The sequence below is a fragment of the Rhizobium sp. USDA 3886 genome, assembly GCF_056279785.1.
This window is the reverse complement of the sequence record NZ_JBWCDC010000001.1, coordinates 1,841,437-1,859,014: the sequence shown is the minus strand read 5'-3', so window position 1 is coordinate 1,859,014 and position 17,578 is coordinate 1,841,437. Positions and strand designations below refer to the sequence as shown.

Annotated in this window: 13 protein-coding genes; 4 read left to right on the top strand and 9 right to left on the bottom strand. The window is 61.3% G+C overall.

Annotated elements, in window-relative coordinates; all coding sequences use genetic code 11:
• Positions 1-123 precede the first annotated feature (123 nt).
• A complete protein-coding gene (locus ACZ9BX_RS09670) occupies positions 124-1,233 on the bottom strand; it encodes a methyl-accepting chemotaxis protein (RefSeq protein ID WP_476217449.1) in 1,110 nt (369 codons plus the stop codon).
• A 290-nt stretch (positions 1,234-1,523) separates the two neighbouring features.
• Here ACZ9BX_RS09670 and ACZ9BX_RS09665 point away from each other — a divergent pair, with 290 nt between their 5' ends.
• Positions 1,524-2,462 carry a DMT family transporter gene (locus ACZ9BX_RS09665; RefSeq protein WP_027507489.1) on the top strand — a complete coding sequence of 313 codons (939 nt, stop codon included), beginning with the start codon at positions 1,524-1,526 and terminating at the stop codon, positions 2,460-2,462.
• A 212-nt stretch (positions 2,463-2,674) separates the two neighbouring features.
• Positions 2,675-3,565 (top strand): hypothetical protein, encoded by an 891-nt coding sequence (locus ACZ9BX_RS09660; protein ID WP_476217446.1) that lies wholly within the window; start codon positions 2,675-2,677, stop codon positions 3,563-3,565.
• A 196-nt stretch (positions 3,566-3,761) separates the two neighbouring features.
• Here ACZ9BX_RS09660 and ACZ9BX_RS09655 read toward each other — a convergent pair whose 3' ends face one another.
• From ACZ9BX_RS09655 to ACZ9BX_RS09630, 6 genes are all read right to left on the bottom strand, one after another.
• Positions 3,762-3,953 carry a hypothetical protein gene (locus ACZ9BX_RS09655; RefSeq protein WP_027507487.1) on the bottom strand — a complete coding sequence of 64 codons (192 nt, stop codon included), beginning with the start codon at positions 3,951-3,953 and terminating at the stop codon, positions 3,762-3,764.
• Positions 3,954-4,087: 134 nt separating this feature from the next.
• Positions 4,088-4,951: a uracil-DNA glycosylase gene (locus ACZ9BX_RS09650; RefSeq protein ID WP_476217444.1), complete on the bottom strand. Its 864-nt coding sequence runs from the start codon at positions 4,949-4,951 to the stop codon at positions 4,088-4,090.
• 57 nt (positions 4,952-5,008) lie between these two features.
• The gene (locus tag ACZ9BX_RS09645; protein ID WP_476217442.1) at positions 5,009-6,301 is read right to left on the bottom strand and encodes an Hsp70 family protein; all 1,293 of its coding nucleotides are present in this window, start codon (positions 6,299-6,301) and stop codon (positions 5,009-5,011) included.
• Between the two features lie 539 nt (positions 6,302-6,840).
• Positions 6,841-9,954 carry an efflux RND transporter permease subunit gene (locus ACZ9BX_RS09640; RefSeq protein WP_476217440.1) on the bottom strand — a complete coding sequence of 1,038 codons (3,114 nt, stop codon included), beginning with the start codon at positions 9,952-9,954 and terminating at the stop codon, positions 6,841-6,843.
• On the bottom strand, positions 9,951-11,234 hold the full coding sequence (locus ACZ9BX_RS09635; RefSeq protein WP_476217438.1) for an efflux RND transporter periplasmic adaptor subunit: 1,284 nt from the start codon (positions 11,232-11,234) through the stop codon (positions 9,951-9,953). Before ACZ9BX_RS09635 ends, ACZ9BX_RS09640 begins: the two co-directional genes overlap by 4 nt.
• A gap of 152 nt (positions 11,235-11,386) precedes the next feature.
• Entirely contained in the window at positions 11,387-12,175 is a 789-nt protein-coding gene (locus ACZ9BX_RS09630) for an SDR family oxidoreductase (RefSeq protein ID WP_476217436.1), read from the bottom strand.
• A 270-nt stretch (positions 12,176-12,445) separates the two neighbouring features.
• On the opposite strand from ACZ9BX_RS09630, the gene ACZ9BX_RS09625 reads away from it, so the two are divergent.
• The gene (locus ACZ9BX_RS09625; RefSeq protein WP_476217434.1) at positions 12,446-14,110 is read left to right on the top strand and encodes an electron transfer flavoprotein-ubiquinone oxidoreductase; all 1,665 of its coding nucleotides are present in this window, start codon (positions 12,446-12,448) and stop codon (positions 14,108-14,110) included.
• 64 nt (positions 14,111-14,174) lie between these two features.
• On the opposite strand, the gene ACZ9BX_RS09620 is transcribed toward ACZ9BX_RS09625, so the two are convergent.
• Positions 14,175-15,080 carry a DMT family transporter gene (locus tag ACZ9BX_RS09620; protein WP_476217432.1) on the bottom strand — a complete coding sequence of 302 codons (906 nt, stop codon included), beginning with the start codon at positions 15,078-15,080 and terminating at the stop codon, positions 14,175-14,177.
• Between the two features lie 143 nt (positions 15,081-15,223).
• Here ACZ9BX_RS09620 and ACZ9BX_RS09615 point away from each other — a divergent pair, with 143 nt between their 5' ends.
• Entirely contained in the window at positions 15,224-15,697 is a 474-nt protein-coding gene (locus ACZ9BX_RS09615; protein WP_132560004.1) for an Lrp/AsnC family transcriptional regulator, read from the top strand.
• 421 nt (positions 15,698-16,118) lie between these two features.
• On the opposite strand, the gene mgtE is transcribed toward ACZ9BX_RS09615, so the two are convergent.
• Positions 16,119-17,495 carry a magnesium transporter gene (gene mgtE, locus ACZ9BX_RS09610; RefSeq protein WP_476217429.1) on the bottom strand — a complete coding sequence of 459 codons (1,377 nt, stop codon included), beginning with the start codon at positions 17,493-17,495 and terminating at the stop codon, positions 16,119-16,121.
• Between the last annotated feature and the right edge of the window lie 83 nt (positions 17,496-17,578).

Here is a 17,578-nt window from a genome sequence, read left to right as displayed (position 1 = left end):
GCCGTAAGTTTTGCGGCATCATTACATTAAAGTCTGAACTAAACTTAAAGCGAAATGGAGGGAGCACAAGTTTTGATGGCGCAATTGGCGGAGATGCTTGGCTGACGAGCGGACGCGCGTGCACTATCTGAGATTGAGGGCGGCCCTAATGGCAGCATCGTCTTCTGTGCGCTGGACGACGACGCCGTGCCATCCGAGACCGTCGTAATCCTCGTATCCCAAAGTCTTTGCATAGGCGACGATCGACCCGTTATTGTCGTAGTAGCTGCCGCGGGATTGGCCTGCCTGATTTTGCAGCGCGAAGTGCGTGAAGAGAAGCGCCGGATTGCTTGCCGCGATGATCCTGTTTGCGCCATCGAGCAACATCACGGTCGTCTTTTCCGCGACCTGCGCCGGCAGGTTGGCCTCTTTCTCGACGACCGCCTGTCCCTGGTTCTGCCAGTCGAAATAGACGCCGAGCGTCCCGACGAGTTTGCCGTCGACTTTGCCGCCTTCGCGAACCCCTGTGGCGTAGACTAGGGCGTTCCTGCCGTTGTGCAGCGGGCTGGGCCGCACCTCGTCGACGATGTAATCGTCGCCGGACTTGCAATGGGCTGCCGCCTGGAACCAGGCGTCGCCGGCAAGCGAACGGCTGGTGATTTTGCGCTGGAACTCGGGATTGGCCGAGGCGACGACACGCCCGGAAAGATCGGTCAGCACGAGGTCGAGATAAACCGTGTAGAAGCGGTTTATCATGCCCAGCCGCTCGGCCGCAAAGCTCGCCGTGCCGCTGCCCGGCCCCTGCACCGCCTGCCACAGCGCGGTATCGGTCGCCCACCACCTCACGTCAGCCGTCCGTTCGAAGAGGTTGCGCACGATGAGCTGGACGAGGGTTTGCGCAAGGTCCGTCAGCCTCACCCCCTCCATCTCGTTCACCAGCGATTCCGCCATCGTCCGCGAAAGCCCGATGCGGCCAAGAACGTTGCTCTCGAATTTTCCAGCAATATCGCTGGCAACCTGCGCCAGCCGCTGCACTTCGTTGGCGACGACCGCAAAACCTTTGCCGGCTTCGCCCGCGCGGGCAGCCTCGATCAGCGCGTTGATCGCCAGCAGCTTGATCTGCTTCACCACATGCGTGTTGGCCGCGCTGAAATGCTCAAGATCGGTTCCGATCCCCTCCGTCACAACCCGCATGGAGCGTGGCGTTGTGCTCTGCTGCGTCCGATCGCTATCACTTGATTTAAGCGGCAACATGCAAATGATCCTGGCAGTGTGAGAATGACGGCAGCGATGCTCTGAAAATCAATGCGAGCTTATGGTTTTCAAAAGATTAAGAGTTGAAATATTCAGGCGAACATTTTTGGGCATATCCCTCATGTGATGTTTTTTTGTGCAACGTTGAACCGAAAAGCGTGGGAACTGAATCGGCTGGCGCCTTTTTTCACTTTTGGCCTGTTCTTCGAGCGCAACGCCTGCCACAGTCATGTTGCGTCGAGTCTGACGTATTTCCCCCGCTTCAAACAACTGACGCACGAGTTTCTGACATGCAGTCGGCTTTCGAAAATCCGATGAGAGGAATCCTGATGAAGGTCTCATCGGTGGTGGTCTTCCTCGGCATGCAGACCTTCATCAAGCTCGCCGGTTCCGACATCGCGCCGGGGCAGGTGACCTTCTACCGCTCCTTCTTCGCGCTCTTCCCGATCATGGCCTATCTTGCCTATCGCGGACAGTTGCGGACGGCCTTTTATACGGCAAACCCGCTCGGCCATCTGAAGCGGGGCACGATCGGCATCCTTTCCATGGCCTTCGGCTTCTACGGCCTGCTGCATCTGCCGTTGCCGGAAGCGATTGCACTCGGCTATGCGACGCCTTTGGTCGCGGTCATTTTCGCGGCGGTATTTCTTGGGGAGACGGTCAGAGCATATCGCTGGAGCGCGGTTTTCTTTGGTATCATCGGCGTTGCCATCGTCTCGTGGCCCAAGCTGACGCTTCTCAGACAAGGCGGCATGGAAGCGGAGCAGGCGGTGGGGGCGTTGTGCGTCCTGACGGCCGCCGTGCTCGCCGGCATGGCGATGATCCAGGTACGCAAACTTGTCGAAGAGGAAAGGACGGCGACGATTGTCCTCTATTTCTCGATGATTGCATCGCTTTTCTCGCTCGCGACGCTGCCGTTCGGCTGGGCCTCACTCGATCTCAACACGGTGCTTCTGCTGGTCGGTGCCGGCTTCTGCGGCGGCGTCGGGCAAATCCTTCTGACAGAGAGCTACCGTCACGCCGACGTGTCGACGGTGGCGCCGTTCGAATATACGTCGATCCTGCTTGGCGGCGTTATCGCCTATTTCGTGTTCGGTGATGTCCCGGGCGTCCATATGATGGCAGGAACGGCGATCGTCGTCGCAGCCGGCATATTCATCATCTACCGCGAGCATCAACTCGGATTGGAGCGCCGCAAAGCCCGGAAAGCCGGCACGCCGCAGCCCTGATCGGATCAAGGCGGAAATCTGCCTGCTGATTGTGACGCCCGATGGCGAATGCACTGGCGAAATTTAAGGATACCAATCGGCCCCCAAATGTGGTTTCTAAATATGACGAAACTTCATTTATTCAAAGCCTTGCATGTCTGATTGGCCGCTAATGCCAGACTTTGGTCCCCGTGCTTAGCTGCTCCGAACGCTGGCTTGCGAGCGGGACGCCTATGGAATTTACGGCAGAAGAACTGGCGCGGCACCCTGATTTTCTGCTCAGCATCCGTCATCTGGCCGGGACTTTGCGCGGCATGTTCCAAGCCGGTCCGCGCCTTGCCCGTCTGCTCACCTCGCACCAGCGCTGGCTGCTTACCCAGACGGCCTATGCGCTCGCCATGCAGTACGATCCCGGCGATCCTTCTTCGGGTTTTTCCGCGGTTTCGCTGACGACGCTGATAACGCAGCACAAGGTCGCGAGCCGCAACACGGTTTTGAACTTCATCGAAGAACTCTTCACCTATCGCTTCATCGCCCACGCGCCGGGTGAGGAGCGCCGCCGCCCGCGCCATTTCGAACCGACCGAAGTCAGCAATCAGGCTATGTACGGCTGGCTTCTCGCCAATCTCGCCGCCCTCGACATGCTGGACGGCGGCGACCGCGCCGGCTGCCTGCAGGCCCATCCGGAGCTCCTTCGGATCGCCCAGCCGCTGGTTGCCCGCAGTTGCCTCGAAGATGTGGCCTGGCGGGAGCCGCCAGCGCCGATTGCGCTCTTCCTATGGACGGAGGCGGGCGGTCTGGTGGTGGACCATCTGATGGCCCGAATTGACCTCAGCGGTGCCGACACGGAGAGGTTCGACGTCGGCCGCGTCGAAACGCGCAATCTCGCCGGCGATTTCATGATGTCGCGAACGCACCTGCAGCGCCTCTTTGCAAAGGCGGCGCAGCAAGGCTGCCTCGGCTGGCATGATGAGCCCAAGAAGACGCAGTTATGGATATCGCGCGATTTCGTGAGGGAATATTGCGGATGGCAGGCGGTCAAGTTCGCCTATGTCGAGCAGGCCTTCCATTTGGCCAGGGCAACGCTCAAGGGTGTGCCGGCCAAAGTGCCCGCGGAAGCTTAGTCTCTAAAGCGCGATCGCCGCGATGTCCTTGAGCAGCGAAATCGGCTTGGCGGCGGAAAGCTCGCGCTGATACCTTTGCGGCGCAGACGGCAGCGCGGATATGCTCGATGGTATCAATGTTGCGCAGAAGCGAAATGAGAACTGCAGACATCACAAAACTCCGGTCGCGCGCCCGAAGCCGGGCTGCGCGCTCATCTCAGTATTCCTGGAAATCGACGAAGATTGCCGAGGGCCGCGTCGTACGGCCGCTGATGCCGGTCCCACGCGCGATCATCTGCTCGTTGGTTGCAAAGCCCAGACGGCTGTAGCCTTGCGTAGTACGAGCCGGATCGCCTGCTAGGCGGAGGGTTTCAAACCCGCAGTGGATAGGACGAAAACGTGCGTTCATTGCCTTGGTTCCTGTCAGATTCCTCCCAAGACAAGACTATATATTGCAGTGCAGCATCGATTCTGCAATGCACCAAAATAGGATACAGCCATGCGATGAGCGCATGGGTTGTTTCATAAGAACTTAACATTTGTCTATTTTCTAATCAGGCCGAGCGACTTGAGCCGTGCCTGAAATGCCAGCAGGTCACTCCAGGCCAGCCGCTTGTTGATCGGCGCGGTTAGAAGATCCTGCGGGTGGAGCGTCGCGATCGCCGGTATCGTCAGCGCCCCGGCGCCGATTTCCTTCCATTGGCCACGCAGGCCGTGAATGGTGTCGTTCTCGCCGAAGAAGAAGCGAGCGGCGAAATTACCGAACAGCAGGATGGCTTTCGGTTCGGCAAGCGCGATCTGGCGTTCGATGAAGGGACGGCAGATATCCATTTCGGCAGGCGAGGCGACCCGGTTGCCCGGCGGGCGCCAGGGGATGACCTGCGTCAGGAGAATGCCCTCGCGGTCGAGGCCGATCGCCATCAGCATCTTGTCGAGCAGTTGTCCCGCCCGCCCGGCAAAGGGCATGCCCTCGCGGTCGTCGTCGGCGCCCGGCGCCGAGCCGATCACCATGATGCCGCTTGCTGCGTTGCCCGTCGCAAAGATCGTCGAACGTGCGCTGTGCTTGAGGTTGCAGCCGTTGAAGGCTTCGATCGAGGTCTTGAGCTCGGCAAGCGAACGGGCACTCTCGGCCGCAAAGCGTGCCTGCTGCACAGCTTCGCCATCCGGAATGGCAGGTTGCGGACGAGGGGCTGCGCGCTCAGCCGGCGCTGCCGCCTGACGTTGCGCTGCCGGCTGGGCTGGGCTTTGCGGAGCAGCGGCGGCGTTGCGCCGGGCCTGCTTCATCGCCTCGAACTCGGCGAAGCGGTCGACGGCCTCATCCTCCAGCAGCCATTCGACGCCGGCTTCCGCATGGAAATGCAGAAGTGCGGCAAGCTCGGCCGGGGAAAGTTCGTTGACGGAGACCATGCGGCGACCTTAGCGAAGTGGCGGCGGCAATGAAAGGGTGGGCGGCGTGCCCTGTGGCTATTGCACAGTCCATTGCGCGATGTCGTCGCGCTCGCCGATCAGGGCAAGACCGTGGGCGATCGAGAGAAGCTCGCCGCCGGTCTCGATCTTGCTGCTGTCGAAGCGTTCGTTGAAGATGCGGCGGACGGCGGGCACGAAGGACGTGCCGCCGGTCAGGAAGACCTTGTCGATCTCGCCGGGTTGGGTCTCCGTCCTTTCCAAAACGTTGTCGAGCGCGCCTTCGATACGAGCCAGGTCCTCCGCGATCCAGCTTTCAAAATCCTTCCGGCGAATGATGTGATGGCCGCCCCGGCCGAGCGGGCCGAAATCGAAGGGCGCTTCGTCTGCTGACGACAGCGCCATCTTGGCGGCCGAGATCGCCTGATAGAGCGGATAGCCCTCGTCATGATCGACGAGATCGATGAAGATTTCGAGCTTCTCCGGCTCGAGCGCCGTGCGGACCAGTTTCTTCAGATCCTCGAATTCGCGCGAGGTCTTGAAGATCGAAAGCTGGTTCCAGCGACCGAAGCTCGAATAATAGTTCGACGGCACCTCAAGGATCTTGTCGAAGCTCCTGAAATAACTCCCCTTGCCGATCTGCGGCGCGACGATGTTGTCGATCATCCGGTAGTCGAAATGATCGCCCGCGACACCGACGCCCGAGTGTCCGATCGGCGTTGCCGTGAGCTTGCCGGCAACGGTTTCGAAGCGGATCAGCGAATAGTCCGTCGTGCCACCGCCGAAATCGGCAACAAGCACCGTGGCGTCTGACTTCAAGTTCTGCGCGAAGTAGAAGGCGGCGGCAACCGGCTCGTAGACATAGTGGATTTCCGGAAAGCCGAAGCGCAAGAGCGCTTTGTTGTAGCGTTCGGTGGCGAGAGCCGGGTCGGGATTGGCGCCGGCAAAGTGCACCGGCCGCCCAGTGACGATGCGTGTGACATCGCTCGACCAGTTTTCGCCCGCATAGGCGCGCAGCCGCCGGATGAAGATTTCCATCAGGTCTTCGAAGCTGTGGCGCTTGGCGAAGATCAAGGTTCCTTGGAAGAGGGTGCTTGCCGCAAATGTCTTGATCGACTGCAGGAAGCGGCAATCGCCGGGATTGTCGATGAACTGACGGATCGCCGCATGTCCGGCCTCGACTTTCGGGGTCGACGCGCCGAGCCGCGGATCCTTCATGAAGGACAGCGCCGTGCGCATGCTGTCGGCCGTGCCTTCCGCGTTTGTGAACGCCATCGAATGCGTTGTCCCGCCATTTGCCGTGGCGAGAACCGTGTTCGTCGTGCCGAAGTCGAAACCCAGCGCCTGAGCCATGCCCGCACCTCTTCATGCCGATTGTGATTGAGACCGGAGCGATACTCCGCATGAAGGGCGCCCGCGCGCCCAGAATTAGGAGGGCGCGTGATGCCACAGAGGGACCACACATTCAAGGGGGCGCAGGATTGAGTGCAGGCGGAAAGTGAGAGGTTTTTGTGTTCTGAACGAGGACGGCGGGTGACGCGGCGGTTTGTTTCTTTTCCTCATTTCTGTGCTCGTCACAGAGATCCAGCCACGGCGCGTCCGCGTCGTGAATAAGTCATTTGCCTTGAATGCGTCTCCTGCGCCCAAGGATTTTGGCGCTGCTGCTGGGATCCTGTGACGAGCACAGAAATGAGGAAAGGATATATGGCGGCGCCAGACGGCAACCTCATGTCTGCCGTAGCGTTACCTGGAATCGAAGCGCTCGGAATGTTCCCCATCAACTGACTCTATGAGGGAAGGAGATAAGCCAACGCACGACAGCAATTGCGCGTGTGCCGGCGCGCGTAGCGGATCTTCCGGCCAGCCACGCACCACCGACCGCTGCTTCGTCCTTACTCCGCCGCGATCGCCGTCGGTTTCTCTTCCTCCTGGACCGGCTTCCTTTGCCGTCCAAGGGTCTGGAGCCAACTGCTCAGCCGGTCCATCTCGATGAAGATGACGGGGGTGATGAAGAGCGTCAGAGCCTGGGAAACAATGAGGCCCCCGACGACGGCGATGCCCAGGGGCTGGCGCAGTTCCGAGCTGGCGCCGGTGCCGAGCGCGATCGGAAGGGCCCCGAGCAGCGCGCAGAACGTCGTCATCATGATCGGCCGGAAGCGCCGTACGCAGGCCTCGTGAATGGCCTCCATGGGCGACATCGACGTGGAGCGCAGGTTCTCCAGCGCCACGTCGATCATCATGATCGCATTCTTCTTCACAATTCCGATCAGCATCAAGAGGCCGATGAGCGCGATGATCGAGAGGTCGAAGCCCATCACCTTCAAAGCCAGCAGCGCCCCGAGAGCGGCGGCCGGTAGCCCGGACAGAATGGTGAGCGGGTGGATGAAGCTCTCGTAGAGGACGCCAAGCACGACATAGATCGTCAGGACCGCAGCGAGGATCAGAAGCGGCGTATTGCCCTGCGACTGCTCGAAGATCTGTGCCGTACCGCCATAGGACGTGAAGACGTCCGACGGCATGTTGATGTCCTTCTTGATCTGGTCGACCGCGGCTGTCGCATCGCCGAGCGCCTCGCCGGCGGGCAGGTTGAAGGAGACGGTCGTCGAGACAAGCTGCCCCGTCTGATTGATCGTCACCGGACCGGTGTTGCGCTCGACCCTTGCGAAATTCGACAGCGGAACGAGCGTGCCGTTGGTGGAGGCGACGCGGATGTCCTGGAGCTTCTGGTCATCCCAGGGCCTGTCGGTATCGTATTCGACGATGACGTCGTAGCTGTCGCCGGTGGATTGGATTTGCGCTGCCGTATAGCCGCTGAACGATTCCTGCAGAGTGGTGCGCAACTGGTTGTTGTCGATACCGAAGGCGGCTGCCTTTTCGAAATCCACGACGACATTGGCCTGCAGCGCGTTGTTCTGCGCATCGGTCGTCACGTCGGTGAAACGCGGATCGCTGCGCATTGCCTGCTGGATGTTGTTGGCCCAGAGATTGGTCTGGTCGGCGCCGAGCGCCTGAACGACCAGCTGATACTGGCTCGCGGTCTGGCGGCCACCGAAACGCAGGCTCTGCTGCGGCGTAATAAAGGCCTGCAGGCCTGGTACTTTGGCGATGCTTGCCCTGAGTTCGCGCAAGGTCTGGTCGAGCGGCGGACGCTGCTCCTTGTCTTTCAACTCGACAAACATCGTGCCGTTGTTGAGCGGGCTGCGGGCATTGCCACCGACGATCGACATGACGTGGCTGACGGCGGGATTCTGTTTCACGATCGCCGCCGCCTGGTTCTGCAAGGCTTCCATCGCCGGATAGGAGATATCCTGGCGGGCGCGCGTCGAGATGTTCAGGCGACCGATGTCTTCAGACGGAAAGAAGCTCGTGGGCAGCGCCACGAACAGATAGGCCGTCAACCCGACCGAGGCGAGGAACAGGCCGAGGATCGTAGGCCGGTGGCTGAGGCACCAGCCAACCGCCCGGTCGTAGCCTCTGAGCGTGCGTTCAAAACCTAGGTCGAACCAGCGGATGAAGAAGGGCGGCTCGCCGTGACCGCTGGAAAGCCGTGAGCTGAGCATCGGCGTCACTGTCAATGAGACAATAGCGGAAGCGGCGATGGCGATCGCAACGACCATGCCGAACTCATTGAAGATGCGGCCGACGACTCCGCCCATCAGTAGGATCGGGATGAAGACCGCAATCAGCGACACCGACATAGAAATGATCGTGTAGCTAACCTCGCCCGCGCCTTTGATAGCTGCATCGAGGACCGGCATTCCCTCTTCGATATGCCTAAGAATGTTTTCCAGCATCACGATCGCGTCGTCCACCACCAGGCCAACCGCGAGCGTCAATCCGAGCAGTGAGATATTGTCGACACTGTAGCCGAGCACGTACATCATACCGAAGGTAGAGATCAACGACAGCGGAACGGCAAGGCCAGGAATGATCGTTGCTGTCAGGTGGCCGGTGAACAGATAGATGACGAGCACGACGAGGCCGATCGTCAGCAGCAGGGTGAACTTCACGTCGGAAATCGCCTCGCGGATCGGCGTCGCGGAATCGTTCATGACCTTGATCGTGACCGATGCCGGGATCTCGGCATGAAGCGTCGGCAGCTTGGCGTTGATCGCATCCACGACCTCGACTGTGTTCGCATCTGGCTGGCGCTGGATCGCAAGGACGATGCCGCGGTTTCCGTCGTACCAGCCGCCGGTGTACTGGTTCTGGACGCTGTCTTTCACTTCGGCGATGTCGCCGAGATGGATCGGCGCGCCGTTCGGATTTGCGATAACAAGGGAGCGGAATTCGCTCGCGTTGGTGCGCTGCGTGTCGGCATTGATCGTCATGCTCTGCGAGCTGTTCTGCAGCGTGCCGACCGGCACCTGGCTGTTTGCGGCGCTGATCGCCTGGTTGACCGTATCGATGCCGATGTTGCGGGCAAGCAGCTTGTTCGGATCGACCTCGACGCGGACCGCATAAGTCTGCGCGCCGAACACGGACACTTCGGCCACGCCGGGCAGGGTGGAGAGCGACGGTGATATGATGTTTTCGGCAATCGCGTCCAGTTTAGCGCGGGGCATCGTATCGCTCTGCACCGAAAGCAGCATAACCGGCGCGTCGGCCGGGTTCGTCTTGCGATAGCTCGGCGGCGTTGTCATGTTGTCCGGCAATTGCCGTGTCGCATTCGAGATCGCCGCCTGAACGTCGGCCGCAGCCGCGTCGATGTTGCGGTTGAGGTCGAACTGCAGGACGATGCTGGTATTGCCGAGCGAGTTGGTTGCGCTGATTTCGCTGATGCCGGGGATGGTCTCGAACTGCTTTATCAGTGGGGTGGCGACCGAGTTCGCCATGGTTTGCGGCGAGGCGCCGGTGAGCGCGGCCGAGACGTTGATCGTCGGGAAATCGACCTGCGGCAATGCCGCGACGGGCAGGAGCCGGTAACCGGCGAGGCCTGCAAGGATCACGCCGATTGCGAGAAGCGTCGTTGCCACTGGCCGCCGGATGCAGAAGTTCGGGATCATTGTTCCGCCCCCGCCAGGGTTTCGGTTTGATGGGCCGGCTGGCTGGCGGAAGCGACTTTCAGCGCCTTATCGTCGAACTGTTCTTCGACCGGCTGCTGGTCGGCAAGCTGGGCCTGTCCCTCGATGACGACATGATCGCCTTCCGAGAGCCCGGCGGAAACAGCGGTGAAACCGCCGTTCTCGCGGGCGACGGTGACGGGCGTCATCTTCACCTTGCCGTCTTTCACGACATAGGAAAAGAAGCCATCCGCGCCGGGGCTGACCGCGACGGTCGGGACGACGATCTGCTCCTCCTTATTGTTGAAGTGAACCGCGAGATTGACCGATTGGCCGGGCCAGAGTGCGCCGGACGCGTTTTCGAAGCGCGCTTTTGCGAGAATCGTGCCCGAGGCAACATCGACCGCATTGTCGTAGAAGCTGATCGCGCCGTGGCGCACGCTGCCGTTTGCCGAATCCGGCGCAGTCGTGACATCGACGGGGCCTGTGGCGAGCGACTGCTTCAATTGGTGTAGGTCGCGCTCCTGCAGATGGAATTTCACGTAGATCGGATCGTACTCGGCAATCGTCACGATCGCCGATCCGGCATCGACGAAAGCTCCAGGGCTAACGGTGATATCGCCAAGCCGGCCATCGAACGGTGCACGGATTTCGGTGTGCTCGAGCAGGACCTGATCGGCGGCGAGCGTGGCCTTGTCAGCCTCGACGGTGGCTGCGGCCGTGTCGCGGGCGGCTTTCGCCTGGTCGTAGGCCTCTTGGGTGCCGACCCTCTGCGCCAGCAGATCGCCGGCGCGTTTCAGCGCGGTCTCCGCTTCCGAAAGCGTTGCGGTATCGCGGATGATCGTCGCGTTGTCCTTGTCGACTGCCGCCTGTGCGGTCCGGTCATCGAGCTTGACGATCAGGTCACCCCGCTTGATCGTTGCGCCATCAGCCGCAGCGATCGACGTAACGAGGCCCTGTTCCTGCGCGGCGATCGTCGTGGTGTTGTTGGCATCCGCCCAGCCAGACGCCGTAACGTCCCGGGGCAGCACGGTCTTCATGGCGGCCACCGTCTTCACCAAAGTAGGTCCGCCGCTGCTCCGCCGGTTCCGCTGTCCGCCTTGCTGATCCGTTGGCGTCTGGCCGACCGCGGCCTGGCGCGTCTCGCCACCTTGTCGTGCGGGCGCCTTGATGAATTGCGAGACATAGGGAAGCTCGGCGACGAACGGAATCCTGTTTCCGAACTGCCAAATGCCGGCGGCAGCAACAGCAATAACGCTGAGGGTGATCCAGAATTTCCTCATAGAATGAGACCGGTCTTGACGGGTTGCGCTAAGTTCCGGCCCCAATTGAGACGCCAATATGCGGCGTGAAAAAGACATAATTTGCCGAAGGCGATCACTAAGCAGTTATAACGGCTAAAAGTTTTGTAATGATCGGCGCTTCGCGCCCGCCATCAAACCGAACGCGCCGCACCGCCGTCGCAACGGATCAGCGAACCGGTGATATAGCTCGCCTGCTGGCTGCAGAGGAAGGCGGCGGTTGCGGCAAATTCCTCCACTTTGCCGTAGCGGCCGACAGGAATGCGGGCTTCCTTGTCGCTGCGGATTTCCTCCATGCTTTTGCCGGTGCGCTTGGCGGCGGCACCGTCGAGCTCGTCGAGGCGTCCGGTCAGAATGCTGCCGGGAAGGAGCAGATTGGCCGTCACGCCATGGCTTGCGACTTCCGAGGCGAGCGTCTTCGACCAGCCGGCAAGGGCAGGGCGCAGCGTGTTGGAAAGCGCCAGGTTGGCGATCGGCTCGATGACGCCCGACGATGCGACGGTGAGGATGCGGCCCCAGCCTTGCGCCTTCATGCCCGGAAGCAGGGCGTTGGTGAGAGAGATAACCCGCAGCACCATCGAAAAGAAATAGGTCTCGAGCCTCTCCGGCGTCATGTCTTCCGTGGTCCCAGGTGTCGGGCCGCCGGTGTTGTTCACCAGGATATCCAAGCCACCAGACTTTTCCTTGACGGCGGCAGCCACCGTCTCCACAAAATTCTCGTCGGAAAGGTCGGCCCAGATCCAGTCGGCCTTGCCGTTGCCGTTGGCGTTGATCGCTTTGCAGTTCGCCGCCAGCTGCTCGCCGCTGCGGCCGCAGAGAAGCACGTTCGCGCCTTCGCGCGCCAGCGCAACCGCAATGCCGTGGCCGAGCCCGCGCGACGAGGCCAGGACGAGTGCGCGTTTGCCGTTGATGCCGAGATCCATGATATCCTCCAGGTGCTTCGGCTTTCTCTATAAAGCGCAGCACCCGGGAAAGGGAAGGCACATCCTGGTCGCATTGGCCGAAGAATAATTGACGTTAACGTAAGCGTTATATACGACGGAGGAGTTGAGCATTAACGACAGAGGAGTTGAGCATTGTGCGAATTGGAGGATCGGCTGTCGCTTCCCGGCTCGACAATGCTTTCCGGTTTTGACAAGACAATGACCCGACGGGGATTATGGCCGCATCGGCGGCCGAGCGGAGACGGATGAATGACCGACATGACTGTGTTGCCGGAACGCGAGAGCATGGAATTCGACGTGGTGATCGTCGGCGGCGGACCTGCCGGCTTGTCGGCTGCGATCCGGCTGAAGCAGGTCAACCCGGAGCTTTCGGTTGTCGTTTTGGAAAAGGGCGCGGAAGTCGGTGCGCATATCCTCTCCGGCGCCGTGGTCGATCCGATCGGCATCGACCGGCTGCTGCCGAATTGGCGCAGCGAAAGCGATCATCCCTTCAAGACGGAGGTGACGGCCGACCACTTCTTGGTGCTCGGCCCGGCTGGCTCCATTCGCCTGCCGAACGTTGCCATGCCGCCGCTGATGAACAACCACGGCAACTACATCGTCTCCCTCGGCAACGTCTGTCGCTGGCTGGCGGGCCACGCCGAAGCGCTCGGCGTCGAGATCTATCCGGGCTTCGCGGCAACCGAAGTGCTCTATAACGACGAAGGCGCCGTTATTGGCGTTGCCACCGGCGACATGGGCATCGAGAAGAGCGGCGAGCCCGGCCCAAACTATACGCGCGGCATGGCGCTCCTCGGCAAATACACGTTGATTGGAGAAGGCGTGCGCGGTTCGCTTGCCAAGCAGTTGATCGCCAAGTTCGACCTTTCGAAGGACCGAGAACCTCAAAAATTCGGCATCGGCCTCAAGGAGCTCTGGCAGGTGAAGCCGGAACACCACAAGCCGGGCCTCGTGCAGCACTCCTTCGGCTGGCCGCTCGGCTTCAAGACCGGCGGCGGCTCGTTCCTCTATCATCTGGAAGACAACCTCGTCGCCGTCGGCTTCGTGGTCCACCTGAACTACAAAAACCCCTATCTCAATCCCTTCGAGGAGTTCCAGCGCTTCAAGACGCATCCGGCGATCCGCGGCACCTTCGAGGGTGGCAAGCGACTCTCCTACGGCGCCCGCGCCATCACCGAAGGCGGGTACCAGTCGGTGCCGAAGCTCTCCTTCCCCGGCGGCGCGCTGATCGGCTGTTCGGCCGGCTTCGTCAACGTGCCGCGCATCAAGGGCAGCCACAATGCGGTGCTTTCCGGCATGCTGGCGGCCGAGAAGATCGCCGAAGCGATGGCTGCCGGCCGCGCCAATGACGAGGTCATCGAGATCGAAAACGAATGGCGCAAGGGCGATATCGGCAAGGACCTCAAGAAGGTCCGAAACGTCAAGCCGCTCTGGTCGAAGTTCGGCACTGCTGTCGGCGTGGCGCTCGGCGGCCTGGACATGTGGACGAACACGCTGTTCGGTTTCTCCTTTTTCGGTACGCTGAAACACGGCAAGACCGATGCCGCCTCGCTGGAGCCGGCCGCCCGGCACACGAAGATCGATTATCCGAAGCCGGACGGCGTGTTGACTTTTGATCGTCTCTCCTCCGTGTTCTTGTCGAATACCAATCACGAGGAAGACCAGCCGGTGCACCTGCAGGTCAAGGACATGGCGTTGCAGAAATCGTCCGAGCACGACATCTACGCCGGCCCGTCGGCACGCTACTGTCCGGCCGCCGTCTACGAATGGGTGGAGAAGGACGGCAAGGACACCTTCGTCATCAACGCCCAGAACTGCGTGCACTGCAAGACCTGCGACATCAAGGACCCCAACCAGAACATCAACTGGGTGCCGCCGCAGGGTGGCGAGGGGCCGGTCTATCCGAACATGTGAGGTCGAGCAGGCTTGATTTTCAAACATAAGGAGCCCGGCAAACGCCGGGCTCTTTGTTTTTTGTTCAGCGCCGCCGGGCGGCGATGCCGGTCGACAATGCTACGCCGATCCCGGTGATGACAGCGGCGGCGGTCTCCGCAAGGCCGATCTCCTCCCCCAGCAGGACTCCCCCGCCAAGCGTTGCAAGCACCGGCGTGATCGCGGTGAAGGCAGCCGCCTGTGTTCCGCCCAGCGTTTTGACGGCAGTACCATAGGCAACCATGGCGACAAGGCCGGACAAGATGCCCTGGCTCAGGACCTGCAGTCCGAGATCTTCAGCACTTGCCTGCGCCAGCGAGGTGCCGAAGACGCCGGCAAGTGCGGCAATGATCAGGAACGACCAGATGGCGATCAGCGCGCTTGCCTGGATGGCGGTGAGCCCGCTGCGGCGGAAGGCGTGCGTATAGCTTGCCCAGAGAACGGCGCCCGCCGGCAAAAGCACGAAGCTCGTCCATGGCAGCGATGCATCCGCAAGGCTCTGCACAAGCAAGATCAGCACGCCGCCGACGATCGCAGCGAGGCCGAGCTTGCGAGTAATATCGGGCCGCTCCCCGAAGATGAACACGCCGATCAGCGCCGTTGCAAGCGGCATGGAGCCGCCGAGCAGGATGCCCGACGAACCCGCCGGGGTCGCGTGGATGGCGAGCGTGGTGACGAGAAAGAAGACGGCCCCGGCGCCGGCTACCATCAATGCCAGCAGATGCAAGGGAACGCCCTTCGGCAGCAGGCCGGTTTTGAGCCAAACGGGCGAAAGGGCAAGTGCCGGGACGCCGTAGCGGATGAGCCCGATATCGATCGAGCCGAGCGGCGTTGCCGCGCTGTGGCGGGTCGCAAGAAGCCACGTTGCCCAGATGAGCACCGTGACGGTTCCGCCCGCATAGCCGGTGATGAGGGATGCGGACTTCTCGTTGGTGACGCTGAAGCTGGTCATCGGTTTATCCTTCCTTGGTCCGGATCGGTTCCGGCTGAGGAAAAGACTATTCCGAAAGGCCGAAGCATGTCCTTGCTATCTATGGCGTGAAAGACATGTTATCAGCAATGATATGCCAATAATGAAAATAGAAGTTACTGAATATGCCAAAACTGGATAGATTCGATCTGGCCATCCTCGAATGCCTGCAGGAGGATGCGCGCGCTACCAACGTCGAAATCGCCGAAAAGGTAAACCTCTCGCCGTCGCCCTGCCTGCGGCGAATCCGGAACCTGGAAAAGGCGGGTGTGATCCGGGGTTACCGTGCCGATATCGACCGGAAGGAGGTGGGGCTGGGGCTCACGGTCTTCGTCGAATTCAAGGTCATCCATCACAGCCGCGAAAATGCGGAGTCCCAGCAGGCGGCTCTCCTGGCGATCCCGGAGATCGTCTCCTGCTTCTTGATCTCGGGAAGCGCGGATTTTCTGGCCGAAGTCGTCGTGGAGGACCTTGCGGCGTATGAGCGGCTTCTCACCGACACGCTGCTGACGCTCCCGAATGTCAGCGACATCCGCTCGAACTTCGCCATCCGCAGCATGAAGACCCATGGCCCTTTGAAGCTGCCGAAGGAAAGGTAGGATCTTGCACGTTCGCCAAGTCGGCCGGCCAAGCGGACGGAGGCATGCGAGCCAGCCTTTGATGGTGCCGGGAGCTTGTCCCTGACTCCCCTCATCAAGTCAGTTGATGAGGGAGCATTTCAAGCGCTTCGGTCCCAGGCAAAGCTGCGGCAAATACGAGCTTGCCGCCTGGCGCTGTCATATATTCTTCCCTCATTCCTGTGCCTGTCACAGGAATCCAGCGCGCCCAAATCCTGGGCGCGCAAGACTCCCTTCTCATTGAAGAAACAATCACGAGGCGGACGCGCCGTGGCTGGATCTCTGTGACAAGCACAGAGATGAGGGAGAATGCGGAGACGCCGAGACCTTCTGCACCCTCTTCACTCGTCTCGTTCTGAGGTGCCTAAAGGCGAAGCTGCGGAGCCTCGAAGGAACGGTTTCCCTAAAGCAGCGTCCCGCTGAGGATGAGCAGCGCGACCGAGAAGTAGATCACCAGACCGGTCACGTCGACCAGCGTGGCGACGAAGGGGGCCGAGGCGCTGGCGGGGTCCAGGCGGAGCCTTTGCAGCAGGAACGGCAGCATCGAGCCGCAGAGCGAACCGAAGGTGACGATGCCGATCAGGGCTGCGAACACGGTGACGGCGACCAGCAGCCAGTGCTCGCCGTAGTCATAGAGCCCGATCTTCTGCCACAGCACGATGCGGGCAAGGCCGACGAGCCCCAGGATGGCGCCAAGCACGATACCGGTCGGCAACTCGCGGAAGAACACGCGCCACCAGTCCGAAAGCTTGAGCTCGCCGAGCGCCAGGGCGCGGATGATGAGCGAAGTTGCTTGCGATCCGGAATTGCCGCCCGAGCTCATGATGAGCGGCACGAAGAGCGTCAGCACGATCGCCTTTTCCAGCTCGCCCTCGAAATACTGCATGGCGCTTGCCGTCAGCATCTCGCCGAGGAAGAGGGCCGAAAGCCAGCCGGCCCGTTTGCGGATCATGCCGGGAAAGCCGATCTTCATGTAAGGCTTGCCGAGCGCTTCCATACCGCCGAACTTCTGGGCGTCCTCGGTCGTATCGGCAATCATCGTGTCGATGACGTCGTCGACGGTGACGATGCCGAGCATGCGGCCGTCATCGTCGACGACCGGCAGCGCCAGCAGGTTGTGCTTGCGGATCAGCCGGGCGACGTCCTCCTGCGTCATCAACGGGTGACAGCGAACGAGGCCGCCCTTCTGCGCAACGGAAAAAACCGACGCCTGCGGTTCGCCGGTGATGAGGCGGCGCAGTGTCACGACATTGGTCAGCACCTGCGTTGCCGCGTCGAGGACGTAGATCGCATAGACCGTCTCGCGCGAGCGCTCGACTTGGCGAACATGGTCCAGTGTTTCGGCAACGGTCCAACTGTCCGGCACGCTGACGAACTCGGTCGTCATGATGCCGCCGGCCGTGCGCGGCGGATAGCCCAACAGATGTTTGACGGCGAGCGCAGTCGGGTGGTCGAGCTTTGCGAAGAGGGTTGCGCGTGCATCCTCGTTCAGTTCAAGGAAGAGATCGGCGACGCGGTCGTTTGCAGCGGCGTTGAGGAGCCGCGCCGCATGCTCGACCGGCATCTTGGCGAGGATTGCGGCAGCGTTGTGCAGCTCCGGCCTGCCGAGAATACGGACGGCCTTCAGCTGCGGAAGCGCGGCGAGGGTCGCCGCTGCCTCCGAGGTTTCGAGTGTATTTAGACGCTCGACGTGCTCTGCGGTGGTGACCGCTCCGAGGCTGTCGTTGGTGAAGAAACGGGCGGCATGGCCTGCCCGCAGGGGGAAGCGATTGAAGTTCATTGGCTCGCCTTTCCGTCGATCCGCCGCAGCGTCCGACGGGCGAGCCCGACAGGAGTCGGTCAGCGCACGGCGGCCCGGTACGG